This window comes from Enterobacter cloacae complex sp. SHL012, assembly GCF_049237505.1.
Taxonomy (GTDB): Bacteria; Pseudomonadota; Gammaproteobacteria; order Enterobacterales; family Enterobacteriaceae; genus Enterobacter; species Enterobacter kobei.
Map to the genome: position 1 here is coordinate 89,791 of NZ_JBMKIZ010000005.1, position 25,909 is coordinate 115,699.

The 25,909-nt window shown below is 56.6% G+C and carries 23 protein-coding genes; 17 read left to right on the top strand and 6 right to left on the bottom strand.

The window, feature by feature from the left end; translation table 11 throughout:
- Positions 1-385 precede the first annotated feature (385 nt).
- From brnQ to ACOTY9_RS17165, 5 genes are all read left to right on the top strand, one after another.
- Positions 386-1,705 (top strand): branched-chain amino acid transporter carrier protein BrnQ, encoded by a 1,320-nt coding sequence (brnQ, locus tag ACOTY9_RS17145; protein ID WP_348565978.1) that lies wholly within the window; start codon positions 386-388, stop codon positions 1,703-1,705.
- 80 nt (positions 1,706-1,785) lie between these two features.
- Positions 1,786-3,159 (top strand): proline-specific permease ProY, encoded by a 1,374-nt coding sequence (gene proY / locus ACOTY9_RS17150; RefSeq protein ID WP_014882745.1) that lies wholly within the window; start codon positions 1,786-1,788, stop codon positions 3,157-3,159.
- Between the two features lie 156 nt (positions 3,160-3,315).
- A complete protein-coding gene (gene malZ / locus ACOTY9_RS17155; protein ID WP_348565979.1) occupies positions 3,316-5,133 on the top strand; it encodes a maltodextrin glucosidase in 1,818 nt (605 codons plus the stop codon).
- An 89-nt stretch (positions 5,134-5,222) separates the two neighbouring features.
- The gene (locus ACOTY9_RS17160; protein WP_348565980.1) at positions 5,223-7,838 is read left to right on the top strand and encodes a DUF2339 domain-containing protein; all 2,616 of its coding nucleotides are present in this window, start codon (positions 5,223-5,225) and stop codon (positions 7,836-7,838) included.
- Complete coding sequence (locus ACOTY9_RS17165) at positions 7,835-9,220, top strand: DUF3999 family protein (RefSeq protein ID WP_348565981.1); 1,386 nt, start codon at positions 7,835-7,837, stop codon at positions 9,218-9,220. Before ACOTY9_RS17160 ends, ACOTY9_RS17165 begins: the two co-directional genes overlap by 4 nt.
- A 43-nt stretch (positions 9,221-9,263) precedes the next feature.
- Here the strand turns inward: ACOTY9_RS17165 and ACOTY9_RS17170 are convergent, their stop codons facing one another.
- Entirely contained in the window at positions 9,264-9,866 is a 603-nt protein-coding gene (locus ACOTY9_RS17170) for a peroxiredoxin (protein WP_008503347.1), read from the bottom strand.
- 126 nt (positions 9,867-9,992) lie between these two features.
- Positions 9,993-10,574 (bottom strand): ACP phosphodiesterase, encoded by a 582-nt coding sequence (acpH, locus tag ACOTY9_RS17175; RefSeq protein ID WP_014882749.1) that lies wholly within the window; start codon positions 10,572-10,574, stop codon positions 9,993-9,995.
- Between the two features lie 92 nt (positions 10,575-10,666).
- On the opposite strand from acpH, the gene queA reads away from it, so the two are divergent.
- From queA to ACOTY9_RS17210, 7 genes are all read left to right on the top strand, one after another.
- The gene (gene queA / locus ACOTY9_RS17180; protein ID WP_014882750.1) at positions 10,667-11,737 is read left to right on the top strand and encodes a tRNA preQ1(34) S-adenosylmethionine ribosyltransferase-isomerase QueA; all 1,071 of its coding nucleotides are present in this window, start codon (positions 10,667-10,669) and stop codon (positions 11,735-11,737) included.
- Positions 11,738-11,790: 53 nt separating this feature from the next.
- Positions 11,791-12,918: a tRNA guanosine(34) transglycosylase Tgt gene (gene tgt / locus ACOTY9_RS17185; RefSeq protein ID WP_023334687.1), complete on the top strand. Its 1,128-nt coding sequence runs from the start codon at positions 11,791-11,793 to the stop codon at positions 12,916-12,918.
- A 22-nt stretch (positions 12,919-12,940) separates the two neighbouring features.
- On the top strand, positions 12,941-13,273 hold the full coding sequence (gene yajC / locus ACOTY9_RS17190; RefSeq protein ID WP_000007630.1) for a preprotein translocase subunit YajC: 333 nt from the start codon (positions 12,941-12,943) through the stop codon (positions 13,271-13,273).
- Between the two features lie 27 nt (positions 13,274-13,300).
- Complete coding sequence (secD, locus tag ACOTY9_RS17195; protein WP_071890803.1) at positions 13,301-15,148, top strand: protein translocase subunit SecD; 1,848 nt, start codon at positions 13,301-13,303, stop codon at positions 15,146-15,148.
- A gap of 10 nt (positions 15,149-15,158) precedes the next feature.
- Positions 15,159-16,130 (top strand): protein translocase subunit SecF, encoded by a 972-nt coding sequence (gene secF / locus ACOTY9_RS17200; protein WP_014882752.1) that lies wholly within the window; start codon positions 15,159-15,161, stop codon positions 16,128-16,130.
- Between the two features lie 142 nt (positions 16,131-16,272).
- Positions 16,273-16,638: a VOC family protein gene (locus tag ACOTY9_RS17205; RefSeq protein ID WP_047027716.1), complete on the top strand. Its 366-nt coding sequence runs from the start codon at positions 16,273-16,275 to the stop codon at positions 16,636-16,638.
- 14 nt (positions 16,639-16,652) lie between these two features.
- Positions 16,653-17,333, top strand: a complete 681-nt coding sequence (locus ACOTY9_RS17210; RefSeq protein ID WP_014882754.1) for a helix-turn-helix transcriptional regulator — start codon at positions 16,653-16,655, stop codon at positions 17,331-17,333.
- Positions 17,334-17,477: 144 nt separating this feature from the next.
- On the opposite strand, the gene ACOTY9_RS17215 is transcribed toward ACOTY9_RS17210, so the two are convergent.
- A complete protein-coding gene (locus ACOTY9_RS17215) occupies positions 17,478-18,362 on the bottom strand; it encodes a nucleoside-specific channel-forming protein Tsx (RefSeq protein WP_014882755.1) in 885 nt (294 codons plus the stop codon).
- A 270-nt stretch (positions 18,363-18,632) separates the two neighbouring features.
- The gene (locus ACOTY9_RS17220; RefSeq protein WP_047343977.1) at positions 18,633-19,172 is read right to left on the bottom strand and encodes a DUF3251 domain-containing protein; all 540 of its coding nucleotides are present in this window, start codon (positions 19,170-19,172) and stop codon (positions 18,633-18,635) included.
- Between the two features lie 152 nt (positions 19,173-19,324).
- On the opposite strand from ACOTY9_RS17220, the gene nrdR reads away from it, so the two are divergent.
- The 5 genes from nrdR to thiL all read left to right on the top strand — a co-directional run bounded on the left by nrdR (position 19,325) and on the right by thiL (position 22,930).
- On the top strand, positions 19,325-19,774 hold the full coding sequence (gene nrdR / locus ACOTY9_RS17225; protein ID WP_008503337.1) for a transcriptional regulator NrdR: 450 nt from the start codon (positions 19,325-19,327) through the stop codon (positions 19,772-19,774).
- A 4-nt stretch (positions 19,775-19,778) separates the two neighbouring features.
- Positions 19,779-20,882, top strand: coding sequence for a bifunctional diaminohydroxyphosphoribosylaminopyrimidine deaminase/5-amino-6-(5-phosphoribosylamino)uracil reductase RibD (gene ribD / locus ACOTY9_RS17230; protein WP_032637351.1), 1,104 nt, complete (start codon positions 19,779-19,781; stop codon positions 20,880-20,882).
- A gap of 87 nt (positions 20,883-20,969) precedes the next feature.
- The gene (gene ribE, locus ACOTY9_RS17235) at positions 20,970-21,440 is read left to right on the top strand and encodes a 6,7-dimethyl-8-ribityllumazine synthase (RefSeq protein WP_014882758.1); all 471 of its coding nucleotides are present in this window, start codon (positions 20,970-20,972) and stop codon (positions 21,438-21,440) included.
- Between the two features lie 21 nt (positions 21,441-21,461).
- Entirely contained in the window at positions 21,462-21,881 is a 420-nt protein-coding gene (gene nusB / locus ACOTY9_RS17240; RefSeq protein WP_014882759.1) for a transcription antitermination factor NusB, read from the top strand.
- 77 nt (positions 21,882-21,958) lie between these two features.
- The gene (gene thiL, locus ACOTY9_RS17245; protein WP_045134716.1) at positions 21,959-22,930 is read left to right on the top strand and encodes a thiamine-phosphate kinase; all 972 of its coding nucleotides are present in this window, start codon (positions 21,959-21,961) and stop codon (positions 22,928-22,930) included.
- 62 nt (positions 22,931-22,992) lie between these two features.
- On the opposite strand, the gene ACOTY9_RS17250 is transcribed toward thiL, so the two are convergent.
- Together ACOTY9_RS17250 and dxs are read right to left on the bottom strand one after the other, a co-directional pair.
- A complete protein-coding gene (locus tag ACOTY9_RS17250; protein WP_014882761.1) occupies positions 22,993-23,967 on the bottom strand; it encodes an aldo/keto reductase in 975 nt (324 codons plus the stop codon).
- Positions 23,968-24,029: 62 nt separating this feature from the next.
- Positions 24,030-25,892: a 1-deoxy-D-xylulose-5-phosphate synthase gene (dxs, locus tag ACOTY9_RS17255; protein WP_014882762.1), complete on the bottom strand. Its 1,863-nt coding sequence runs from the start codon at positions 25,890-25,892 to the stop codon at positions 24,030-24,032.
- Positions 25,893-25,909 lie beyond the last annotated feature (17 nt).

The following is a 25,909-nucleotide window of genomic DNA, read 5'->3' on the forward strand; positions in this document are numbered from 1 at the left end:
CCACGGGTCAGCGTCTGCTGGCCCGTTTGCTTTGCAGTCAAGCGAAACGCGGATGAATAATATACGGCTGGGTGTTTTTTGTTCGCATGATTAGCCATGAGTTTTTCCTGTAGATAGCGTATTGTGCTGGCGTGTATTTTCATGCTGGCATATTGTTCTGGTTTTGAGATCCCACCTTGCCTTTAAACGTTATAAGCGTTTAAATTGCCCCCCAGATACTGTCAGACCGACTGTATTTGCGTGGTAAATCGAAAAACTATTCTTCTCCACGCCAGGACGGGAGCATTTCCCGCTGAAATTGAGCAATTTTTCGGCTGTATCGTCCCGTCAGGGAAAACGAAAATCTCAATGTTTTCAACACCACATCCACAGGCAGTAAGGTTTTATGACCCATCACTTAAAATCGCGTGACATCATCGCGCTGGGCTTTATGACATTTGCGCTGTTCGTTGGCGCAGGCAACATTATTTTCCCTCCAATGGTTGGCTTACAGGCGGGTGAACACGTCTGGACCGCTGCGTTTGGTTTCCTGATTACTGCCGTGGGTCTACCGGTACTGACCGTCGTCGCGCTGGCGAAAGTCGGTGGCGGCGTGGACAGCCTCAGCACGCCGATTGGCAAAGTCGCAGGTGTTCTGCTGGCCACCGTCTGCTATCTGGCCGTGGGCCCGCTGTTTGCCACCCCGCGCACGGCGACCGTTTCCTTTGAAGTGGGGATTGCTCCGCTGACCGGCGACGGCCCGATGCCGCTGTTTATCTACAGCCTGGTCTACTTCGCGATTGTCATTCTGGTCTCCCTCTATCCGGGCAAACTGCTGGATACCGTGGGTAACTTCCTGGCGCCGCTGAAAATCATCGCCCTGATCGTTCTCGCCGTGGCCGCTATCATCTGGCCAGCAGGCCCGATCAGCGAGGCAATGGACGCCTATAAAAACGCCGCGTTCTCTAACGGTTTTGTGAACGGCTACCTGACGATGGATACGCTGGGCGCAATGGTGTTTGGTATTGTTATCGTTAACGCCGCGCGTTCCCGCGGTGTGACCGAAGCGCGTCTGCTGACCCGCTATACCATCTGGGCTGGCCTGATGGCTGGTGTGGGTCTGACGCTGCTGTATCTGGCGCTGTTCCGCCTGGGCTCTGATAGCGCCATGCTGGTTGATCAGAACGCGAACGGTGCGGCTATTCTGCACGCTTACGTCCAGCACACCTTCGGTGGTGCGGGCAGTATGCTGCTGGCGGCGCTGATTTTCCTGGCGTGTCTGGTGACCGCAGTGGGCCTGACCTGCGCCTGTGCTGAGTTCTTTGCGCAGTATCTGCCGCTCTCTTACCGCACCCTGGTGTTTATCCTCGGTATCTTCTCCATGGCGGTGTCCAACCTCGGTCTGAGCCACCTGATTCAGGTCTCTATTCCGGTGCTGACGGCCATCTATCCGCCGTGCATCGTGCTGGTGGTGCTGAGCTTCACCCGTCCGTGGTGGAATAACTCCTCACGAATTATTGCGCCAGCCATGTTTATCAGCCTGATTTTTGGTATCCTTGACGGGATTAAAGCATCAGCGTTCGCCGCGATTCTGCCCGCCTGGACACAGCGTCTGCCGCTGTCCGAGCAGGGCCTGGCCTGGCTGATGCCTACCGTTGTTGCACTGGTTCTGGCGATTATCTGGGACCGTGCTGCAGGGCGCCAGGTTGCATCTAACGCCCATTAATCAACGGCAACAAACTGTTTAACCACGGGGCTTAAGGCCCCGTGGTTTTTTGTTTTTTCGTGTTGAATGGCAAGATTTTAATGGAAAGCACTAACAAACTTAAACGTGGTCTCAGCACACGCCACATCCGCTTTATGGCGCTGGGCTCTGCGATTGGTACCGGTCTTTTTTATGGCTCGGCAGATGCCATCAAAATGGCCGGTCCAAGCGTTCTGCTGGCCTACATCATTGGCGGCGTGGCGGCGTATATCATCATGCGCGCCCTCGGAGAGATGTCGGTTCACAATCCTTCTGCCAGTTCGTTCTCGCGCTATGCGCAGGAAAACCTCGGACCGCTGGCCGGGTTTATCACTGGCTGGACCTACTGCTTTGAAATTTTGATTGTGGCCATTGCCGATGTGACGGCGTTTGGGATCTATATGGGCGTCTGGTTCCCGACGGTGCCGCACTGGATCTGGGTGCTGAGCGTGGTGCTGCTCATCTGCGCCGTCAACCTGATGAGCGTGAAGGTGTTCGGCGAACTTGAGTTCTGGTTCTCCTTCTTCAAGGTCGCCACCATTATCATCATGATTGTGGCCGGTTTTGGCATCATCCTCTGGGGGATTGGCAACGGCGGTCAGCCGACCGGGATCCATAACCTCTGGAGCAACGGGGGCTTCTTCAGCAACGGCTGGCTCGGGATGGTGATGTCGCTGCAGATGGTGATGTTCGCCTACGGCGGTATTGAAATTATTGGTATCACCGCCGGGGAAGCGAAAGACCCTGAGAAATCCATTCCACGTGCCATCAACTCCGTGCCGATGCGTATTCTGGTGTTCTATGTGGGCACGCTGTTCGTGATTATGTCCATCTACCCATGGAACCAGGTCGGTACCAACGGTAGCCCGTTTGTGCTGACCTTCCAGCATATGGGCATTGCGTTTGCTGCCAGCATTCTGAACTTCGTGGTGCTGACCGCGTCGCTTTCCGCGATCAACAGTGACGTCTTTGGCGTAGGCCGTATGCTACATGGCATGGCGGAGCAGGGCAGTGCGCCGAAGGTGTTCGCTAAAACCTCCCGCCGCGGCACGCCGTGGGTGACGGTGGTGGTCATGACCGTTGCGCTGCTGTTCTCGGTTTACCTGAACTACATCATGCCGGAGAACGTCTTCCTGGTGATTGCGTCGCTGGCGACCTTCGCGACCGTGTGGGTGTGGATCATGATCCTGCTGTCGCAGATTGCGTTCCGCCGTCGCCTGTCGCCGGAAGAGGCGAAAGCGCTGAAGTTTAAAGTCCCGGGTGGCGTTGCAACAACCGTCGTCGGGCTGATCTTCCTGGTGTTTATCATTGGCCTGATTGGCTACCATCCGGATACCCGTATTTCCCTCTACGTGGGCTGTGCGTGGATCGTCCTGCTGCTGGTTGGCTGGGTGTTTAAATGCCGCCGCGATCGCCAACTGGCAGAAGCGCAGTAATTTTTTTATTCCCTCTCCCTGTGGGAGAGGGTTAGGGCATCAGGCCGCACTGATCCCTCCTCCCCCGTCCTCCTCCCCCAATAAATCACGTCATGGTGAGCTATCCTTAACCACCCTGTGGCAAGGTGACGTCAATTTCATCAAAGGGGATTCGTGATGTTAAATGCCTGGCACCTTCCGGTTGCCCCATTTGTTAAGCAAAACAAAGACAACCTTGTGATTACGCTCTGGCTGGCGGGGGAAAATCAGCCAGAACGCGTGACGCTCCGCGCCGAAATTGATAATGAAGAGACCGGGCTGAAAATGCACAAGCTGCGCAGCCAGCCGCAGCCGGGGATCACCGCCTGGCGGGCGAATATCGATTTGCGTAGCGGACAGCCGCGCCGCCGTTATAGCTTCAAGCTGCTGTGGAACCATCGTCAGCTGTGGTTTACCCCGCAGGGGTTTAGCCGGTTCCCGCCCGCACGGCTGGAACAGTTTGCCGTTGATTATCCGGATAGCGGACCGCAGTGGGTTAACGATCAGGTCTTTTACCAGATTTTCCCGGACCGCTTTGCGCGTAGCGAAAAACGCACTGCCGACCAGGATAAGGTCTATCACCACCACGCGGCGGGCCACGACATTATCCTGAAAAAATGGGATGAGCCGGTGACGGCGCAGGCGGGCGGCTCGACGTTTTACGGCGGCGATCTCGACGGCATCAGCGAAAAGCTGCCGTACCTGAAAAAACTGGGCGTGACGGCGCTCTACCTCAACCCGGTGTTTAAAGCCCCGAGCGTACATAAATACGATACACAGGATTATCGCCACGTTGACGCGCAGTTTGGCGGGGACGAGGCACTGCTGCGCCTGCGAGAGAACACCCTTAAGGAAGGCATGCGCCTGATTCTGGACGGCGTGTTTAACCACAGCGGAGATTCGCACGCCTGGTTTGACCGTCATAACCAGTCGATGGGCGGAGCATGTCATAACCCGGACTCGCCGCAGCGTGACTGGTACAGCTTTAATGAGGAGGGGCGTGCCCTGGACTGGCTGGGCTACCCCAGTCTGCCGAAGCTGGATTTCCAGTCATCAACGCTGGTTAATGAGATTTACGGCGGCGAAGACAGCATCGTCCGCCACTGGCTGAACGCCCCGTGGAATATGGACGGCTGGCGTCTGGACGTCGTACATATGCTGGGTGAAGCGGGTGGGGCGCGAAATAACCTGCATCACGTCGGCGGGATCACGCGCTCGGCAAAAGCGGCCCGGCCTGAAGCGTTCGTGTTTGGCGAACACTTTGGCGACGCGCGCCAGTGGCTGCAAAACGATGCCGAAGATGCGGCGATGAACTATCGCGGTTTTACCTTCCCGCTATGGGGTTTCCTGGCGAATACCGATATCTCCTACGATCCGAACCACATTGACGCCGAAACCTGCACAGCGTGGATGGATAACTACCGCGCCGGGCTGTCTCATCAGCAGCAGCTGAGGATGTTTAACCAGCTTGATAGTCACGATACCGCACGCTTTAAATCCCTGCTCGGCAAGGATGTGGCGCGTCTGCCGCTGGCGGTCACCTGGCTTTTCACCTGGCCGGGCGTACCGTGTATCTACTACGGAGATGAAGTGGGACTGGACGGTAACAACGATCCGTTCTGTCGCAAAACCTTCCCATGGGCGCCAGAAAAACAGGACAAGGTACTGTTCAGCCTCTATCAGCGGCTGGCGAAGCTGCGTAAACAGAGTCTAGCCCTGCGCTACGGCGGCTGCCAGGTGGTGTACGCCCACGATAACGTGGTGGTCTTTGTCCGCGTCTATAACCAGCAGCGCGTGCTGGTGGCTATCAACCGGGGCGAGGCTTGTGAAGTGGTGCTGGATGATTCCCCGCTGTTGAAGGTGGCTACGTGGAAGAATAAAGAGGGCAAGGCGACGATTCAGGACGGCGTGCTGGCGCTGCCGGCGATATCCGCGACGATCTGGGTCGGTAGCTAACGCGACGGTAAATGTTTCCACCTTTAAGATGGCGCAAATGCAACGATTTGTGTCAATCTTAACGAATAGTTTACGGTGAAGGTGGAAACATGGACGAGCTCTACATCCTTGGCTGTTTGTTACTGGTTTTTGCGCTGGTGGTTGCGCCCGTGCTTGCGGTTATTGGCTTTAATCGGAGCACGGCGGCGCGGCAGGAGATCGCCAGGCTTCGCCAGCGCATTGAAGCGCTTGAGCAGCGTGGTGCCGCTGAGATAGCGTCGGAGACGGCGCAGACCGCCGCGCCGGTGGTTGTGACCGCGCCAGTGGTTGAGCACGCTCCCGCACCTGTCGACCCCTGGCGTCCGGACGCCCGCGTGCCCAGGGCTGAACCCGTTTCCGCTCCTGCCCCTGCGGCAAAACAGCCATCCGCCTTTGGCGGCATACTGACGTCGCTGGTGCGCTGGTTTATGCAGGGAAATCCGCTGGCGAAGCTGGGGATCCTGCTGCTTTTCCTCGGTCTCTCTTTCCTGCTGCGCTATACCGTCGAACATTCCCTGTTCCCGCTTGAGCTGCGCCTGGTGGCGACGGCGCTGTTTGCCATCGTTCTGCTGGCGTTTGGCTGGCGACTGCGGCATAAGCAGCCGGTTTATGCGCTTATCTTACAGGGTGGGGCGACGGGCATTCTTTACCTGACGGTCTTTGGTGCCTTCCGGCTCTGGCAAATGTTGCCGATGACGCTGGCTTTTGCGCTGCTGGTAGCGATTTGCGCCGCGAGCGTCGGGCTGGCCGTGCTGCAAAAGGCCTTGAGCCTGGCCATGCTGGCGAGCCTCGGCGGGTATCTGGCACCGCTGCTCCTGTCTACCGGAGGCGGCAACTTTGTGGCGCTGTTCTCTTTCTATCTCCTGCTTTCCATCGGTATTCTCGCCATCAGCATCTGGCAGCACTGGCGCGAGCTCAATCTGCTCGGTCTGCTTTTTACGTTTGGCGTGGGTGGCCTCTGGGGGCTGAGCGACTATCAGCCTGAACACTATTGGGTGTGCCAGCTGTTCCTGATTGCCAATACGCTGATATTCGGCGTGCTGTGCGTGGCGCTGTCGCTGCGGGCGCAGGAAAAAGGGAAACAGATTATTGACGGCGTACTGCTGTTTGCTCCGCCGCTGATTGGCTTCGGGATGCAGTACGGCATGACCCGGCACTGGGAATATGGCCCGGCGCTGAGCGCGCTCGGATATGGGGCATTTTATCTTACCCTTGCGTTCCTCGCGCTGCGGCGCTATCCGTCCATCGGACGACCACTGGTCATGGCGGCGCTGGCCATCGGCGGCGGGTTCGCTACGCTCGCCATTCCGCTGGCACTCTCGGCGCGCTGGACGGCGATGGCCTGGGCGCTGGAGGGGCTGGGTATCCTCTGGCTGGGCATGCAGCAGAACCAGCGTCGTATGAGCTATAGCGGGACGGCGCTGCTGGTGCTGGCACTCGGCAGCGCGCTGTGGGCGCAAATGGACGGCGTGACGTCGCTGAGCCTTCTCCTTATCTTCGCCATCCTCAGCCTTTGCTGGCTGGCTGCGGCGTGGCTATGGCGCAAAAGTGTTCTGCCGGTCAGTTGGGCGTTGTTGGCAGGCGGCCTGTTGTTCTGGATCGTGGCGCTATTGGGTGCCTCGCAACGGGTGCTGAAACAAGAATTACCTGTTCTGGCAGGCGTGCTGGCGCTCTCGGCCGTCTCGGTCTGGGGCTGGCGCCAGGCTGCCGCTCGTCTGGCGTGGCGGGAGCTGGATGCCAGCAAATGGCTGCTGTGGCCACTGATGCTGGTGATGGTGGTTTACCAGCTTTCGCATCAGCAGATCGTTGCCGCTGGCTGGTCAAATCTGGCCTGGTGCATTGCACTTCCTGCCGCATTGATGCTGCTGCGACGTGACGGTGAACGATTGCTGCCGCGCATCGCGATGGGGCTGCACCTGACGCTTTGCTGGATGATTTTACTGGCGCTGGCGGCCGAGCTTTACTGGTTTGCTCGCGCGCTACCGTTGGGCATGGCGGCGTGGGGCAGTGGACTGGCGATGGCGGCTGGGGGCGGCGTGATTCTGGCGCTTTCCGCGGCGGTGCGTCGCCGCGCGTGGCCGTTCGGGGAGTGGCCTGCGCTCTATACCTGCCTGGCGCCGATCCCTGTCGTCGTGGCGCTGCTGGTGCTGCTGGTCGTGACCAATTTCCAGGACGGCGTCGTTTACCGGCAAACCTGGCTGCCGCTGGTGAACCCGCTTGAGGAAGGCGCGGCATTCGCGCTGCTGGGGCTGGTGGTCTTTTATCGGGGGGTGGATCGCTACTATCCCGCGTTGCTTGCTCAGGCTCGCCCGTGGCCTGCCGTTGCTATCATGGCGTTTGGCTTCTGGTGGCTTAACGGGGCGCTGATGCGCGCCCTGGCCTGGTATGGGGATGTGGGCTGGAATATGGCGTCGCTGTGGGATTCGCGGCTTATCCAGACCACGTTTGCCCTGTTCTGGATGCTGATCGCGCTGGTGGTCATGGTCCATGCTACCCGCCGGGCCTCCCGCCAGGAGTGGCTCTGCGGGGCCGCCTTGCTGGGGGTCGTGATGGTTAAACTGATGCTGGTGGACAGCGCAGGCGGAGGCGGCCTGTCCCGTGCCGTGGCATTTATCGGCGTGGCGATACTGGTCCTGATCGTGGGGTATTTCTCGCCACTACCGCCTAAAACTGGAGATGAAAAATGAAATGGATGAAAGCGGTAGTCTGTACCACGCTGCTGGCGCTATCGGGCATGGCGTTCTGCGACGAGATGCAAACGGAATCGCCGCGGGATTATGCCTTTGGTCGTTCACTGGAAACGTCGGTTCCTTCCCAGTGGTATCGGGTATTGCTGCCGCTCGCCGTCTATGAACAGAGCACCTCCCCGAATCTGGACGATGTCCGCGTCTTTAATCAGTCGGGTGAGCCGGTTCCCTTCAGCCTGGTCACCGCGACGCGCCCGCAGGTGGTGGCGCAATCCACGGCGCTGCGTCTTTTTCCTCTGGACGCCTCACCGCTTGCCGCTGCGCCAGATGCCGGTGAGAGCAATAAGATCCTGCTCCGTTCCGGAAATGGCGTTGAGATTGTGCTCGAAGGGCAGAAAGCTGCCGTGGCCGGGCAACATTATCTGCTGACCTTGCCAGAGCAGGCGACGGGTGAGATGGCTATATCCCAGCTGCAGCTGCTCTGGAATCCCCCTAAGACGTCATGGCAGGGAACGGCATCGGTCTATTACAGCGAGGATTTGAAGCGCTGGTATACCCTACGCGAGGATATGCCCTTGCTGGACGTCGTCAGTGGCCAGGATCGCCTTAAGCTCGATCGGATCGATACCGATACGGTTTTATCTCCTGATGCGAATCGCTATCTCATGGTGGTGCTGAATGCGCAGAGCCAGGGCATGACCTTGACCGGCGTAAACGCGATTAGCGCCCCTGCGCAGATGGCTCCGGAAGCGATCGACCTGGAGGGGGAAGGGGAACAGCTATCGACAAGCGAAGCGCAGTGGCACTGGGCGCACCCGCAACCATTGAGCACGGTCAGCTTCTTGCTGAATGGCGACGGCGTTCTGCCCGTGGAGATTGCGTGGCGAAGTACGGAAAAAGACACATGGCACCCCCTGAGAAAAGAGGTTCTTTACCGCCTGGAGGGCAAAACGTCTGCGCCGGTTTCGCTTAACGGAGAGCGGGTCCAGGCGGTAAAAATCACGACGCTGAATGCGCGTCTGCCTGAATACCTTCCGAACGTCATAGGGCATCGCGACCGCGTTGATCTGGTGTTTAACGCGCAGGGGAAAGCACCGTACGTGCTCGCCTGGGGAAACGGGGCGGCAAAACCAGCAAACCTGGAACCTGACATGCTGATCCCCGCCGACCTGCGCAAAACCTATGATATGGCGAATCTGCCGCAGGCCGATATTGTGGATGATGTCGCGTTGGGCGGTGAGGCGCGTTTAACCGCCACTTCTGCGGGCGAGCAGGAGAGCCGGATGAACGCGCTGCTGGTGTGGAGCGTGCTGATTGTGGGCGTGATCCTGCTGGCGCTCATGGCCTGGCGCATCTGGCGAGAGACGCAGCGTAAAGCATAAAAAAAGGCCCGCATGTGCGGGCCTTCTTCGTAAACCGTGCCGATTACAGGCTGGATACGTTCTCAGACAGGTATTTTGCTACGCCGTCTGGGGAAGCAGCCATACCTTCTTTACCTTTTTCCCACTGAGCCGGGCACACTTCGCCGTGCTCTTCGTGGAACTGCAGCGCGTCAACCATGCGCAGCATTTCGTCGATGTTACGACCCAGCGGCAGATCGTTAACAACCTGGTGACGAACGATGCCGTTTGCGTCGATCAGGAAAGAACCGCGCAGTGCAACGCCAGCGTCCGGATGTTCGATACCGTAAGCCTGCTGGATTTCGCGTTTGATGTCCGCAACCATTGCGTATTTCACCGCACCGATGCCGCCTTTGTCGACAGGGGTGTTACGCCATGCGTTGTGTACAAATTCAGAGTCGAAGGAGACGCCAACCACTTCCACGCCACGCTTCTGGAATTCTTCATAACGTTTGTCGAAGGCGATCAGCTCAGACGGGCAAACGAAGGTGAAGTCCATTGGCCAGAAGAACAGAACGGTCGCTTTACCGTTGGTGTGCTGTTTGAAGTTGAAGTTTTCAACGATTTCACCGTTGCCCAGAACTGCTGCAGCTGTAAAATCCGGAGCCGGACGAGTTACCAGAACCATATGATTCTCCTGTAGATACTAAGGTTATTTGGAACGCAACGCGAGCCAGTATAGAGAGTGTTCATGGATAAGACAAAGAGGTGGTGACAATCGTTCCGCCAGCTTTTACCTATCAATGTAAATCTGTCATAGCTGTTTGTTTTTCGCTTGCGCCATCATGCGCGGATAGAACTGCCAGAATTGCGTCTCCAGCGCGTCATAGTGTGCATCCAGGTCATACCAGGAGTCACGCAGCGCATCCAGACGCGGCCGGCGGCTGGCCATGCCATTCAGGACGTTCTGGATAAAAGCCATCTCACCATAGCGCTCCAGCCAGCGTTCTGACCACAAATAGTTGTTCAGATTGACAAAGCGCGGCGGTGAATCGGGCAAAATGACCGACACCTGTGCATGGGCGTAGCGCACAAACTCTGGCAACGGTAGCGACGGGGAGAGCTGTTCCCAGTGGCGAGACAGGAAATGGTCCCACATCACATCCAGCGTGATCGGCGCAACGCGGCGCGTCTCAGGGCGGAACCACGCTTTGGCTTCCGTGACCTCGGGCAGGTTATCGGTGATGACATCAATGCGGCGGTGCATAAAGATGCCGTCGACAACCTCAGGGGAATAGTCTTCTGCAGGGTTGCCGCGCACGAAATCGGCCAGCAAATTGCCGGAAAGGGAGCTGTCAGCGAGGTGAGCGAGATGCAGGTGAGCGAGAAAATTCATGCGTTTTATTTGTCCGGGGGCGGCTAATTGTTGCAGCAAAAGGGTGTGAGCACTAGACTATGCCGCCTGTTTTTAAGTCACGAGTATACGTCATGCGCGTCGCCGATTTCTCCTTTGAACTACCTGAATCCCTGATTGCTCACTATCCCATGCCTGAGCGCAGCAGCTGTCGCTTACTGTCGCTGGATGGGCCAACGGGCGAGCTGACGCACGGTACTTTCACCGATTTGCTCGACAAGCTCAACCCTGGCGATCTGCTGGTCTTTAACAACACCCGCGTGATCCCGGCGCGTCTGTTTGGCCGTAAGGCCAGCGGCGGCAAGATTGAAGTGCTGGTCGAACGTATGCTCGATGATAAACGTATTCTGGCACATATTCGCGCCTCTAAAGCGCCGAAGCCGGGCGCAGAACTGCTGCTGGGCGATGACGAGAGCATTAAAGCGACCATGACCGCGCGTCACGACGCGCTGTTTGAGGTGGAATTCCAGGACGAGCGCACGGTCCTCGATATCCTTAACGCCATCGGCCATATGCCGCTGCCGCCGTATATTGAACGCCCGGATGAAGAGGCCGACCGCGAGCTTTACCAGACCGTCTACAGCCAGAAACCTGGCGCGGTCGCGGCGCCGACGGCGGGCCTGCACTTTGATGAACCGCTGCTGGAAAAACTGCGCGCGAAGGGCGTTGAGATGGCGTTCGTGACGCTGCACGTCGGCGCGGGTACGTTCCAGCCGGTACGCGTAGACAGCATTGAAGACCACATCATGCACTCTGAGTATGCCGAAGTGCCTCAGGAGGTGGTGGACGCGGTGCTGGCGGCGAAAGCGCGCGGAAACCGCGTGGTTGCGGTAGGCACGACTTCAGTCCGTTCGCTGGAGAGCGCTGCACAGGCCGCGAAAACGGGTCTCATCGAGCCGTTCTTTGGTGATACGCAGATCTTTATCTACCCGGGCTACCAGTACAAAGTCATTGATGCGCTGGTGACCAACTTCCATCTGCCTGAATCGACGCTGATTATGCTGGTTTCCGCGTTTGCGGGTTATCAGCATACGATGAATGCTTACAAGTCTGCGGTAGAACAAAAATATCGCTTTTTTAGCTACGGGGACGCGATGTTTATCACGTACAATCCGCAGGCTTTGAATGAGCGTGTCGGGGAATAAGTCCGCGGCACCGTATGACAACGTTGGACTGTTTTTCTGACGTCGGAGAAAAAATGAAATTTGAACTCGATACCACCGATGGCCGCGCGCGTCGCGGTCGTCTGGTGTTTGATCGCGGCGTGGTGGAAACCCCCGCGTTTATGCCTGTGGGTACGTACGGCACCGTAAAAGGGATGACGCCGGAAGAAGTTGAAGCCACTGGCGCACAGATTATCCTCGGTAACACCTTCCACCTGTGGCTGCGCCCGGGTCAGGAGATCATGAAGCTGCACGGTGACCTGCACGACTTCATGCAGTGGAAAGGCCCAATCCTGACTGATTCTGGCGGTTTCCAGGTCTTCAGCCTGGGGGATATCCGCAAGATCACCGAGGAGGGCGTTCACTTCCGTAACCCGATCAACGGCGATCCGATTTTCCTCGATCCAGAAAAGTCGATGGAGATTCAGTACGATCTCGGTTCTGACATCGTGATGATCTTCGACGAATGTACGCCATACCCGGCTGACTGGGACTACGCGAAACGCTCTATGGAGATGTCTCTGCGTTGGGCGAAGCGTAGCCGCGACCGTTTTGACTCCCTGCAGAACAAAAATGCGCTGTTCGGCATTATCCAGGGCAGCGTTTACGAAGATTTACGCGATATCTCCGTTAAAGGTCTGGTAGAGATAGGTTTTGATGGCTACGCTGTCGGCGGTTTGGCTGTGGGTGAGCCGAAGGAAGATATGCACCGCATTCTGGAGCATGTCTGCCCGCAAATCCCGGCGGATAAACCACGATACCTGATGGGTGTGGGTAAACCAGAAGATCTGGTGGAAGGCGTACGTCGCGGCATCGATATGTTCGACTGCGTCATGCCAACCCGTAACGCACGTAACGGTCATCTGTTCGTGACTGACGGCGTGGTGAAAATCCGTAACGCGAAGCATAAGAGTGACACCAGCCCGCTCGATTCCGAGTGCGATTGCTATACCTGTCGCAATTATTCCCGCGCGTATCTGCATCATCTCGATCGTTGCAACGAGATTTTGGGCGCGCGTCTCAATACCATTCATAATCTTCGTTATTATCAGCGCTTAATGGCTGGTTTACGTAAGGCTATCGAAGAGGGTAAATTAGAGAGCTTCGTGACCGATTTCTACCAACGTCAGGGGCGGGATGTTCCACCGTTGAACGTTGATTAATTTTAATAATGAGGGAATTTGAATGAGCTTTTTTATTTCTGATGCGGTAGCGGCAACAGGTGCTCCGGCGCAGGGCAGCCCGATGTCTCTGATCCTGATGCTGGTTGTGTTCGGTCTGATCTTCTACTTCATGATCCTCCGCCCACAGCAGAAGCGTACCAAAGAGCACAAAAAGCTGATGGACTCCATCGCGAAAGGCGATGAAGTGCTGACCAACGGTGGTCTGGTCGGTCGCGTAACCAAAGTGGCTGAAAGTGGCTACATTGCAATCGCCCTGAACGACACCACTGAAGTGGTTATCAAACGTGACTTCGTAGCTGCCGTTCTGCCGAAAGGCACCATGAAGGCGCTGTAATCCCAACTTTTCCCAAAGGGAACTGCCGTGTTAAACCGTTATCCTTTGTGGAAGTACATCATGCTGGTCGTCGTGATTCTCGTCGGCCTGCTGTACGCGCTTCCCAACCTGTATGGTGAGGATCCGGCCGTTCAAATCACTGGCGCGCGCGGTGTCGCCGCCAGTGAGCAAACGCTGATCCAGGTCCAGAAAACGTTACAAGAAGAAAAAATTACCGCTAAGTCTGTGGCTCTGGAAGAGGGTGCAATTCTTGCTCGCTTCGACACCACCGACACGCAGCTCCGCGCTCGCGAAGCGCTGATGGGCGTGCTGGGTGACAAATATGTCGTGGCGCTTAACCTTGCTCCTGCAACCCCGCGTTGGCTGGCTGCGCTGAACGCAGAGCCGATGAAACTGGGTCTTGACCTGCGTGGTGGTGTTCACTTCCTGATGGAAGTGGATATGGATACCGCGCTCGGCAAGCTGCAGGAACAGAATATCGACAGCCTGCGCAGCGATCTGCGCGACAAAGGCATCCCGTACACTACCGTGCGTAAAGAAGATAACTACGGCATGAGCATCACGTTCCGCGACAGTGCGGCGCGCGATCAGGCTGTAGATTACCTGACCCAACGTCACCGTGACCTGGTGATCACCTCTCAGGGCAGCAACCAGCTGCGCGCGGTGATGACCGATGCGCGTCTGAAAGAAGCGCGTGAATATGCCGTTCAGCAGAACATCAACATTCTGCGTAACCGTGTAAACCAACTGGGCGTGGCTGAGCCGCTGGTACAGCGTCAGGGTGCTGACCGTATCGTGGTTGAACTGCCGGGTATTCAGGACACTGCGCGTGCGAAAGAGATTCTGGGTGCGACCGCAACGCTGGAATTCCGTCTGGTTAACTCTAACGTCGATCAGTCCGCTGCTGCCGCAGGCCGTATTCCGGGTGACTCCGAAGTGAAACAGACCCGCGAAGGTCAGCCTGTTGTGCTGTACAAACGCGTCATTCTGACCGGTGACCATATTACCGACTCCACTTCCAGCCAGGACGAATACAACCAGCCGCAGGTTAACATCTCGCTGGATAGCGCGGGTGGTAACATCATGTCTAACTTCACCAAGGATAACATCGGTAAACCGATGGCCACCCTGTTCGTGGAGTACAAAGACAGCGGTAAGAAAGATGCCAACGGTCGTGCAGTGCTGGTGAAAGAGGAAGAGGTGATTAACATCGCCAATATCCAGTCTCGTCTGGGTAACAGCTTCCGTATTACCGGTATTAGCAACCCGAACGAAGCGCGTCAGCTCTCTCTGCTGCTGCGTGCCGGTGCGCTGATTGCGCCAATTCAGATTGTTGAAGAACGTACCATTGGTCCAACGCTGGGGATGCAGAACATCCAACAGGGTCTGGAAGCGTGTCTGGCCGGTCTGGTGGTCTCTATCCTCTTCATGATCTTCTTCTATAAGAAGTTTGGTCTGATTGCGACCAGTGCGCTGGTCGCCAACCTGGTGCTGATCATCGGCATTATGTCCCTGCTGCCAGGGGCGACGCTGACCATGCCGGGGATTGCGGGTATCGTTCTGACCCTTGCGGTGGCGGTCGACGCCAACGTACTGATTAACGAACGTATCAAAGAAGAGTTGAGCAACGGTCGCTCTGTTCAGCAGGCGATTGACGAAGGTTATAAAGGCGCGTTCAGCTCTATTTTCGATGCGAACGTAACAACACTGATTAAGGTTCTTATCCTGTATGCAGTGGGTACTGGCGCGATCAAAGGCTTTGCGATTACTACCGGTATCGGTGTCGCAACGTCAATGTTTACCGCTATTGTCGGCACCCGTGCCATCGTGAACCTGCTGTACGGCGGCAAGCGCGTCAAAAAGCTGTCTATCTGAGGAGTGCGTTGTGGCACAGGAATATACTGTTGAACAATTGAACCATGGCCGTAAAGTCTGGGACTTTATGCGCTGGGACTACTGGGCCTTCGGCATTTCAGGTTTACTGCTGATTCTGTCCATCGTCGTTATGGGCGTGAAAGGCTTTAACTGGGGTCTGGATTTCACCGGTGGTACGGTTATCGAGATCTCCCTGGAAAAACCGGTCGATATGGACCAGATGCGTCTGTCTCTGCAGAAAGCGGGCTTTGAAGAGCCGCTGCTGCAGAACTTCGGCAGCAGCCGTGACATCATGGTGCGTATGCCGCCGGTACACGATGCTAACGGCAGCCAGGAGCTGGGCAGCAAGGTTGTTAACGTGATTAACGAAACAACCAGCCAGAACGCGGCGGTCAAGCGTATTGAGTTTGTCGGCCCGAGCGTGGGTGCGGACCTGGCGCAGACCGGTGCAATGGCGCTGCTGGTGGCGCTGATCTCCATCCTAGTGTACGTCGGTTTCCGCTTCGAGTGGCGACTGGCGGCCGGGGTGGTTATCGCCCTGGCGCACGACGTGGTGATCACCATGGGGGTTCTGTCGCTGTTCCACATTGAGGTTGACCTGACCATCGTGGCATCCCTGATGTCCGTTATCGGTTACTCACTGAACGACAGTATCGTGGTATCTGACCGTATCCGTGAAAACTTCCGTAAGATCCGTCGCGGTACGCCGTACGAAATCTTTAACGTGTCGTTGACCCAGACGCTGCACCGTACCCTGATCACCTCCGGTACCACTTTGATGGTGATCCTGATGCTGTTCCTGTTCGGTGGCCCGGTACTGGAAGGCTTCTCGCTGACCATGCTGATTGGTGTCTCCATCGGTACGGCGTCGTCTATCTACGTCGCATCCGCACTGGCACTGAAACTCGGCATGAAGCGCGAGCACCTGCTCCAGCAGAAGGTTGAGAAAGAAGGGGCGGATCAGCCGTCCATTCTGCCGTAAGGCGTCGAATAGCGTGTTATCGAAATCCCGGTCGGTTGACCGGGATTTTTTTTATCTGCTCCTGACAAACACTCCTGACAGTATGCTGTCAGGAGCCCTGTCGTAGACTCTTTTCGAACCCCAACAACAGTCAGGAGGATGTATGAAAAGTGTGATTAACTGGTTTGAAATTCCCGTGGTAGATATGGATCGCGCCATCAAATTTTATGAGCCAGTCATGCAGGTACAGCTGAGACGTGAGAAAATGGACATGGCAGAGCTCGCGGTATTCCCGCATGACGATCCGGCCACCGGCGGCGCGCTGGCAAAATTTGAGGGTGTTTCGCCGTCGCAGCAGGGCGCTATTATCTATCTGCATACGGATAACCTGGCGGCTACGCTCGATCGCATTGCCTCCGCGGGCGGCGAGTGCGTGTTTGGCCCGCTGGAACTGCCGGATGGGATTGGCACCATTGCTTTGTTTATCGACAGCGAAGGTAACCGCGTCGGCCTCCATCAACCTGCCTGAGAGCGTAATACGATATGACCCGACGCGCTGACCGTTTGTTTCAGATTGTGCAGATCCTGCGGGGCAGGCGTCTGACGACGGCAGCGCATCTGGCGGACAGGCTTGGCGTCTCCGAGCGCACGGTCTACCGCGATATCCGCGATCTGTCGCTCTCCGGCGTGCCGGTGGAAGGCGAAGCGGGAAGCGGATACCGGCTGATGTCGGGTTTTGATCTGCCGCCTCTGATGCTGACAAATAAGGAGTCTGAGGCGCTGATCGTCGCAATTCGCCTGCTCAAGACCTGGGGAGGAGAATCGCTGTCGCGCGAGCTGGAGTCGGCCCAGGAGAAAGTGCTGGCGATCCTGCCTGAGGAGAGTCGTCGAAAGGCGGAGCAGACGCGGATTTATGCCCCGGATTTCTGCATGCAAAGCCACTCCCGCAGCGATTTTGACATGATTCATCAGGCAATTTCCGCCCAGCACGTGCTGGCGTTGCATTACCGTGATGAAGCCGGGCAGCTTTCAAAGCGTGAGGTTCAGCCGCTGGGCTTGTTCTTCTGGGGAGAGCGTTGGCTGCTGGCGGCGTGGTGTGAACGGCGCGATGACTATCGCTGTTTCCGGCTCGACAGATGTCTCAATATCGTGCAGACGGAGAGACGGTTTAGCGAAAGTGCGGACAGGTCTCTGGCGGATTTTTTGCGCAAGGTTAAGCAATAAAAAGCCAGCTCTTGAGCTGGCTTTTTTGCCCGGCGGCGAGGTAAAAGCAAAACGGCAACGTATGTTGCCGTTTTTAGTATTTGTTCCCTCTCCCTGTGGGAGAGGGGCAGGGTGAGGGCATCAGCCCGCACAGTCCCGCACGGGTTAGAAGTTGTAACCCACGACCAGGTAACCACCCCAACCGGTAGAACGAACGCTGAAATCGCCGTTGCCGAAGTTCAGGCTGGCATCGTCGTTCCACTGACCACCGTTGTGCCAGTAACGCGCAACCACGGAATAGTGCCAGTGATCGTAGTTCAGCGCCAGGATGTGGCTGGACGCGATAGAATCATTGGTACGTGCTTTCTTACCGTTCAGATCGCGGAAGTCGTTATCGCCCAGGTCTGAGCCCCAGTCAAAGTTGGTGAAGCCGATATAGCTCAGGTTGCCGCCCCACAGCTGGGTGATTGGCACAAAGTATTTCACTTTGAAACGGTAGCCGTCCCACTCGTTTTCGTTTGCCGCACCGTAGTTCTGCCACTGGTACTTAGCATAAACGTTCAGGGACAGGCTCATTGGCAGGCCAGTATCGATGTCCGTACCCAGACCCATGTACCAGGTGCTCTGACGACCGGACTTGTTGCGGCCCATATCGTAGATGTAGTTGTTTGCGAAGTACCACTCTTTGAACGGACCAAAGCTCAGATCGGTACCGGTCAGCTTGTCGATAGAGAAGCGTGGTTCGATTTCCATAAACAGCGGAGAACCGTGGTTCCAGATACCTTTTGCATCGGTGTTACCGCCGAAGAAGACCGGAGCATCCATGTAGCCGTAGAAATCAAACCAGTCTTTCTTGGCAAATGCTTCGTATTCCAGGTAGGTGTCGTTGCGGATCTGTGGTCCGAAACGGGTGTGATAGCTACCAACCACGTTAACGCTCTGGTGCCACCAGTCGGAGAGATATTGTGGTTTGTCGTTTTCCGCTGCGTTAACAGTGAAAGAGGAGGACAGTGCCAGCACGGCGCCAGCTGCGAGTAATGTTTTTTTCATAATCATGCCACTGATTGAAATTCCCTTCCGGGAGTGAAAAATGCGCGAATTGCGTTTCTAAATATTTCGTGTTTCTGCGGAGCCTATTATAGGAATCCTTGCTCACAAAAATATGTGTTGTTTCACATATCTCTCACACGCGTAATCGATTGCGTTCACGTTTGCGTACTTTAAACGGCCGGGATTGTAGCGGCAATCATTTATGTTGCCAATCCATACGAAATGTAAATGTTAGCGGAGTGACATTTCACTCCGCTCAGAAGGAAGGGTTTACTGCGCGGCGGGTTGGATGTCGTGAATGCGGATAAAGCCTAACTGTTCTGGCGTAAGGCCGCTTAACTGCAGCGGAATATCCACATCACTGGGCGCTAAAACGCTGGCCGGGGCGGTGAAGAGCTGGTTCTTCACGTTCACTTCCTGGTAATTCTCCGTCGTGCCCTGGATCTGTCCCCACTCAACGGTGCCGCTAAAAGCGGGCAGCGGATCGTTGGATTCTCCCTGAATGCGCAATGTTGCGCGCGTACCATTTGCATTCGCTGCCACATTGACCAGCGACATTTTCAGCGTGCCAATCTGGCTATTCAGCCGCGCAGGTGTGTTCGCGCCAGGCAGCAGGTATACCCCGCTGCTGGATTTGGCGTTCAGCGCGTTTTGCTGGGTGATCTTCACCGTTTCTTTGTTCAGTTTGTCCATCGCCGTATTAAGTGTATTCACACTCTGTTTCATCTGACGGACTTCGGTTTGCTGTGCACAGGCACTGAGGGTGAAGAGGCTCCCCACAAGTAAAATTCTCAGGTAACGTCTTGTCATAGCGTTTATTTCCTTGAAATAACGGATCTCCCTAATGGTAGCTAGCAACGTGCCGTCAGACATAGATCCTTTGTCTCAAAAAGCTCTTCCTTTGTTGTCAGGCCAGATCAGGGTAAAATGAAACTCAGTTAACCGGATAACAGGGATACCGTATGCATTGCCCATTCTGCTCCGCTGTGGATACCAAAGTCATCGACTCGCGTCTTGTAGGCGAAGGGTCATCCGTACGCCGTCGTCGGCAGTGTCTGGTGTGCAACGAGCGTTTTACGACCTTTGAGGTTGCTGAGCTGGTAATGCCGCGCGTGGTGAAAAGTAACGATGTGCGCGAGCCGTTTAACGAAGAGAAGCTGCGTAGCGGGATGCTGAAGGCCCTGGAAAAACGTCCCGTCAGCGCGGATGACGTCGAAATGGCGTTAAACCACATAAAATCTTATCTTCGTGGTCTGGGCGAGCGCGAGGTGCCAAGCAAGATGATCGGCAACCTGGTGATGGAGCAGCTGAAAAAGCTCGATAAGGTCGCCTATATCCGCTTCGCCTCTGTCTACCGCAGTTTCGAAGATATCAAAGAGTTTGGCGAAGAGATCGCCCGCTTACAGGATTAAGCTCATGCAGGATGAGATTTACATGGCGCGAGCCATGAAGCTGGCGCAGCGCGGGCGTTTTACTACCCATCCCAATCCGAACGTCGGGTGCGTGATCGTTAAAGATGGCGAGATCGTGGGGGAGGGGTTCCACTATCGTGCCGGCGAGCCGCACGCCGAGGTCCATGCGTTGCGGATGGCAGGCGAGAAGGCACGCGGTGCCACCGCCTACGTGACGCTGGAGCCCTGCAGCCACCACGGGCGTACCCCACCGTGCTGCGACGCGCTGATTGCTGCGGGGGTTTCCCGCGTGGTGGCATCGATGCAGGATCCGAATCCGCAGGTTGCCGGACGCGGTCTGTATCGCCTGCAGCAGGAAGGCATTGACGTCAGTCATGGGCTGATGATGCAGGACGCCGAAGCGATCAACAAAGGCTTTCTGAAGCGCATGCGCACCGGGTTCCCGTATATCCAGCTTAAGCTGGGCGCCTCGCTGGACGGTCGTACGGCGATGGCAAACGGTGAAAGCCAGTGGATCACCTCGCCCCAGGCAAGGCGCGATGTGCAACGCCTTCGCGCGCAAAGCCATGCTATCCTCACCAGCAGTGAAACCGTTCTGGCTGACGATCCGGCTATGACCGTGCGCTGGGACGAACTGAATGCCGATACTCAGGCGCTTTACCCGCAGGAGAATCTGCGTCAGCCGCTGCGTATTGTCATTGATAGCCAGAACCGCATAACGCCGGAACATCGCATCGTGCAGCAGCCGGGTGAAACCTGGATTGCCCGTACCAAAGAAGATACGCGCGAATGGCCAGAGGGCGTGCGTAGCATTATGGTACCTGAGCACAACGGTCGCCTCGACTTAGTGGTGCTGATGATGCTGCTCGGCAAGCAGCAGGTGAACAGCATCTGGGTAGAAGCGGGACCCACGCTCGCGGGTGCGCTGTTGCAGGCCGGGCTGGTGGATGAACTGATTGTATACGTTGCGCCTAAACTGTTAGGCCACGACGCGCGCGGCCTGTTTGTGCTGCCTGGCCTTGAAAAACTGGCCGACGCACCGCAACTCACATTCAGCGAGATTCGTCCTGTAGGCCCGGATGTCTGCCTCCATTTAACGACAGCGTAATTGCTCCTGAAATAGGGAAGCAGTGCGCAAAGTATTATGATAAAATCCGCCCCCCTGCGGGGCCAAATGAACCCGTAAAGGAAGAGTATGAACATTATTGAAGCTGCTGTAGCTACCCCGGACGCTCGCGTCGCCATCACCATTGCGCGTTTCAACAACTTCATCAACGACAGCCTGCTGGAAGGTGCGATTGACGCCCTGAAACGTATCGGTCAGGTGAAAGATGAGAACATTACCGTTGTTTGGGTTCCAGGCGCTTACGAGCTGCCACTGGCAGCGGGCGCGCTGGCGAAAACCGGTAAATACGACGCGGTGATCGCGCTGGGTACTGTTATTCGTGGCGGCACTGCGCACTTCGAATACGTTGCGGGCGGTGCAAGCAATGGTCTGGCACACGTTGCGCAGGATGCTGAAATTCCTGTCGCGTTCGGCGTGCTGACCACCGAAAGTATTGAACAAGCCATCGAACGTGCTGGCACCAAAGCCGGTAACAAAGGTGCAGAAGCTGCACTGACCGCGCTTGAAATGATCAATGTATTGAAAGCCATCAAGGCCTGATTTTTTTGTAAGGGGAATTCCGTGAAACCTGCTGCTCGTCGCCGCGCCCGTGAATGTGCCGTTCAGGCACTTTACTCCTGGCAGTTGTCCCACAACGACATCGCCGATGTTGAGTACCAGTTCCTGTCAGAACAGGACGTGAAAGACGTCGATGTTCTGTACTTCCGTGAACTGCTGTCGGGAGTGGCGACTAATAGCGCGTATCTCGATGGTCTGATGAAGCCATACCTGTCCCGTCTGCTCGAAGAGCTGGGTCAGGTGGAAAAAGCAGTGTTGCGTATCGCGCTGTTTGAGCTGTCTAAACGTGATGATGTGCCGTACAAAGTGGCCATCAACGAAGCGATCGAACTGGCAAAAACCTTCGGCGCTGAAGACAGCCACAAATTTGTTAACGGCGTTCTTGATAAAGCTGCACCTGCGATCCGTCCCCACAAAAAGTGATCCGCAAACCGGAGTCCTGCATTGCCTGACGGGCAGTGCGGCTCCGGTTTTTTCTTTTATTTGCTGAGGCATAACGTATGGCATGCGGCGAATTCTCCCTGATTGCCCGTTATTTCGACCGTGTCAGAACCTCTCGTCTTGATGTTGAAACCGGCATTGGCGATGACTGTGCACTTCTCAATATTCCCGAAAAACAGACGCTGGCAATCAGCACCGACACCTTAGTGTGCGGACGTCATTTTTTACCCGATATCGATCCTGCCGATCTGGCGTATAAAGCGCTGGCGGTCAACGTCAGCGATCTGGCCGCGATGGGTGCCGATCCGGCATGGCTAACGCTGGCCCTGACGCTGCCCGAGGTCGATGAAACCTGGCTTGAAGCCTTTAGCGATGCGCTGTTTGAACAGCTGAACTACTACGATATGCAGCTGATTGGCGGTGATACAACTGCCGGGCCGCTGTCGATGACGCTGGCGATCCATGGCTATGTGCCCCTCGGTCGGGCGCTCAAACGCTCGGGCGCAAAACCAGGTGACTGGATCTACGTGACCGGTACACCGGGAGACAGCGCTGCGGGGCTGGCTATTCTTCAGGATCGCTTGACCGTGAAGGATGCTGACGACGCGGCGTATCTGGTGAAACGCCATCTGCGACCCACCCCGCGTATTCTGCATGGGCAGGCGCTACGGGAACGGGCAAGCTCGGCTATCGATCTCTCCGACGGGCTGATCTCCGATCTTGGCCATATTCTGAAGGCCAGCGGCGTGGGCGCGCGCATCGACCTGGATCTGTTCCCGCTATCAGAGCAACTGCTTCGCCACGTGGAGCCTGAGCAGGCCCTGCGTTGGGCGCTTTCCGGTGGTGAGGATTACGAACTGTGCTTCACGGTACCTGAGCTGAACCGTGGCACGCTGGATGTGGCGTTAGCGCATCTCGGCGCGAAATTTACCTGCATCGGGCAGATCATGCCGGAGAGCGAAGGGCTGAAGTTTGTTCAGGACGGCGCCCCGGTCACGCTCGACTGGAAAGGGTACGATCACTTCAGTTAATTTTGTGCGCTCTGTATTGCCGGGTGGCGGCTCCGCCTTACCCGGCCTACAAAAGAGGGTGCTTATTTAAACCCCACCACCGGATGCTGCTGATACGGCGTTTCGAGCTCGGCAATCTGCTCCGGCGTCAGGGATAAATCCACTGCACTCAGCAGTTCATCCAGCTGTTCTTCCCTGGACGTCCCGATAATCGGTGCCGCGACCCCGCGCTTACTCAGCAGCCACGCCAGCGCCACCTGTGCGCGGGTGGCACCCGTATCGTCGGCAATCCCGGCTAAGCGTTCGGCAATTAACGCATCGCTGGCTTCTGTACCGTCATAGAGATTTTTTCCGACTTCATCTGAGACCAGACGAGCCGTGGTTTCCCCCCATGGACGGGTTAAACGTCCGCGCGCCAGCGGGCTCCACGGGATCACCGCCACGCCCTCCTGATAGCACAGTGGCAGCATTTCGCGCTCTTCTTCACGGTAGATCAGGTTGTAGTGATCCTGCATGGTGACAAAACGTGCCCAGCCGTGCTGTGCCTGGAGATCCAGCGCCTGTGCAAACTGCGACGCATGCATAGACGACGCGCCGATATAGCGCGCTTTACCGGCTTTCACCACCTCGTTGAGCGCTTCAAGCGTCTCCTCGATCGGCGTGTTGTAATCCCAGCGGTGAATTTGCAGCAGGTCGACGTAATCCATGTTCAGGCGTCTAAGGCTGTCATCAATAGAGCGCAGGATCTGCGCGCGAGAAAGGCCCTGAGTCAGGTCACCTGACGGGTAGTACACCTTGGTGGCGACCACAATGTCATCCCGACGCGCAAAGTCACGCAGGGCACGACCGACAATCTCCTCGCTGCTGCCGTCGGAGTAGCTGTTGGCGGTGTCGAAGAAGTTAATGCCGCCCTCGATAGCGCGTTTAATAATCGGACGGCTACTCTCTTCCGGCAACGTCCAGGCGTGGTTCCCTCGTTCGGGCTCGCCAAAAGTCATACAGCCCAGGCAAAGCCGGGAAACCTTAAGGTCGGTTTTTCCTAATGTGGTGTATTGCATGGTTCCGCTCCTGCTGTTTAAACAATACGTTTAAGCATAGCAGGAGCGAAAAAGGGGAGGGATTAGTCCAGCCAGGCGCGGATTTTGGCTTCAATACCGGCGGCGTCCAGGCCAATAGCCGCACGGGCTTCATCCTGGGTACCCTGAGGAATGAAATGATCCGGCAGGCCGAGGTTCAACACCGGCACGACGTTGCGGTTTGCCATCAGCACCTCGTTCACGCCGCTTCCCGCACCGCCCATGATGGCGTTTTCTTCCAGAGTGACCAGCACGTCATGCGTCTCGGCCAAATTCAAAATCAGAGATTCGTCGAGCGGCTTCACGAAGCGCATATCCACCAGGGTAGCGTTTAGCGTTTCAGCGACCTTCGCAGCTTCTGGCATCAGCGTACCGAAGTTCAGGATCGCCACTTTCTCACCGCGACGTTTCACCAGACCTTTACCGATCGCCAGTTTTTCCAGGGGCTGCAGCTCAACGCCCACCGCATTGCCGCGTGGGTAGCGCACCGCACTAGGGCCATCCTGATAGTGATAGCCGGTAAACAGCATCTGACGACATTCGTTTTCGTCGCTTGGCGTCATGATGACCATATCCGGAATACAGCGCAGGAACGACAGATCGAATGCGCCCTGGTGCGTCTGACCGTCAGCGCCGACGATGCCCGCACGGTCTATCGCAAACAGTACCGGCAGCTTCTGGATGGCCACGTCATGGATCACCTGATCGTAGGCGCGCTGCAGGAAGGTAGAATAGATAGCGACCACCGGCTTGTAGCCGCCAATGGCCAGGCCCGCTGCGAACGTCACCGCATGCTGCTCGGCAATCGCCACGTCAAAATACTGGTCAGGGTATTTTCTGGAGAACTCCACCATGCCGGAGCCTTCACGCATGGCCGGGGTGATCGCCATCAGCTTGTTGTCTTTCGCGGCGGTTTCACACAGCCAGTCGCCGAAGATTTTGGAATAGCTCGGCATACCGCCGCTGCTTTTTGGCAGACAGCCGCTGGACGGGTCGAATTTTGGTACCGCGTGGAAGGTGATCGGATCTTTTTCCGCCGGTTCGTAGCCACGCCCTTTTTTGGTCATGATATGCAGGAACTGCGGGCCTTTCAGGTCACGCATGTTCTTGAGGGTGGTGACCAGGCCCAGCACGTCATGGCCGTCAACCGGGCCAATATAGTTAAAGCCCAGCTCTTCAAACAGCGTACCCGGCACGACCATGCCTTTGATGTGTTCTTCGGTGCGTTTGAGCAGCTCTTTAATCGGCGGTACGCCGGAAAAGACTTTTTTACCGCCTTCACGCAGCGAGGAGTAAAGCTTGCCGGAAAGCAGCTGCGCCAGATGGTTGTTCAGCGCACCGACGTTCTCGGAAATCGACATTTCGTTATCGTTGAGGATAACCAGCATGTCCGGTTTGATATCACCCGCATGGTTCATGGCCTCAAAGGCCATCCCGGCGGTGATAGCACCGTCACCAATCACGCAGACGGTGCGGCGCTGTTTATTCTCTTTTTCGGCGGCAACGGCAATACCGATGCCCGCAGAAATGGAGGTGGAGGAGTGGCCGACGCTCAGCACGTCATACTCGCTCTCACCGCGCCACGGGAACGGATGCAGGCCACCTTTCTGACGAATGGTGCCAATTTTATCGCGACGTCCGGTCAGAATTTTGTGCGGATAGGCCTGGTGGCCCACGTCCCAGATAAGCTGATCGAACGGCGTGTTATAGACATAGTGCAGCGCCACGGTCAGTTCTACCGTGCCAAGCCCGGAGGCGAAATGGCCGCTTGAGCGGCTTACGCTGTCGAGCAGGTAGCGACGCAGCTCGTCGCACAGCTTCGGCAGGCTCTCTTTCGGCAACAGACGCAACTCCTGGGTGGAGTCAACTAACGCCAGTGTCGGGTATTTGGCAATATCAAAACTCATCAAAGGCTCATCGAGAT

What these genes read in the sequence shown, in the direction of transcription:
- brnQ (WP_348565978.1), top strand. Translation starts at nt 386, where the DNA reads ATGACCCATCACTTAAAATCGCGTGACATCATCGCGCTGGGCTTTATG.
- proY (WP_014882745.1), top strand. Translation starts at nt 1,786, where the DNA reads ATGGAAAGCACTAACAAACTTAAACGTGGTCTCAGCACACGCCACATC.
- malZ (WP_348565979.1), top strand. Translation starts at nt 3,316, where the DNA reads ATGTTAAATGCCTGGCACCTTCCGGTTGCCCCATTTGTTAAGCAAAAC.
- ACOTY9_RS17160 (WP_348565980.1), top strand. Translation starts at nt 5,223, where the DNA reads ATGGACGAGCTCTACATCCTTGGCTGTTTGTTACTGGTTTTTGCGCTG.
- ACOTY9_RS17165 (WP_348565981.1), top strand. Translation starts at nt 7,835, where the DNA reads ATGAAATGGATGAAAGCGGTAGTCTGTACCACGCTGCTGGCGCTATCG.
- ACOTY9_RS17170 (WP_008503347.1), bottom strand. Translation starts at nt 9,866, where the DNA reads ATGGTTCTGGTAACTCGTCCGGCTCCGGATTTTACAGCTGCAGCAGTT.
- acpH (WP_014882749.1), bottom strand. Translation starts at nt 10,574, where the DNA reads ATGAATTTTCTCGCTCACCTGCATCTCGCTCACCTCGCTGACAGCTCC.
- queA (WP_014882750.1), top strand. Translation starts at nt 10,667, where the DNA reads ATGCGCGTCGCCGATTTCTCCTTTGAACTACCTGAATCCCTGATTGCT.
- tgt (WP_023334687.1), top strand. Translation starts at nt 11,791, where the DNA reads ATGAAATTTGAACTCGATACCACCGATGGCCGCGCGCGTCGCGGTCGT.
- yajC (WP_000007630.1), top strand. Translation starts at nt 12,941, where the DNA reads ATGAGCTTTTTTATTTCTGATGCGGTAGCGGCAACAGGTGCTCCGGCG.
- ACOTY9_RS17205 (WP_047027716.1), top strand. Translation starts at nt 16,273, where the DNA reads ATGAAAAGTGTGATTAACTGGTTTGAAATTCCCGTGGTAGATATGGAT.
- ACOTY9_RS17210 (WP_014882754.1), top strand. Translation starts at nt 16,653, where the DNA reads ATGACCCGACGCGCTGACCGTTTGTTTCAGATTGTGCAGATCCTGCGG.
- ACOTY9_RS17215 (WP_014882755.1), bottom strand. Translation starts at nt 18,362, where the DNA reads ATGAAAAAAACATTACTCGCAGCTGGCGCCGTGCTGGCACTGTCCTCC.
- ACOTY9_RS17220 (WP_047343977.1), bottom strand. Translation starts at nt 19,172, where the DNA reads ATGACAAGACGTTACCTGAGAATTTTACTTGTGGGGAGCCTCTTCACC.
- nrdR (WP_008503337.1), top strand. Translation starts at nt 19,325, where the DNA reads ATGCATTGCCCATTCTGCTCCGCTGTGGATACCAAAGTCATCGACTCG.
- ribD (WP_032637351.1), top strand. Translation starts at nt 19,779, where the DNA reads ATGCAGGATGAGATTTACATGGCGCGAGCCATGAAGCTGGCGCAGCGC.
- ribE (WP_014882758.1), top strand. Translation starts at nt 20,970, where the DNA reads ATGAACATTATTGAAGCTGCTGTAGCTACCCCGGACGCTCGCGTCGCC.
- thiL (WP_045134716.1), top strand. Translation starts at nt 21,959, where the DNA reads ATGGCATGCGGCGAATTCTCCCTGATTGCCCGTTATTTCGACCGTGTC.
- ACOTY9_RS17250 (WP_014882761.1), bottom strand. Translation starts at nt 23,967, where the DNA reads ATGCAATACACCACATTAGGAAAAACCGACCTTAAGGTTTCCCGGCTT.
- dxs (WP_014882762.1), bottom strand. Translation starts at nt 25,892, where the DNA reads ATGAGTTTTGATATTGCCAAATACCCGACACTGGCGTTAGTTGACTCC.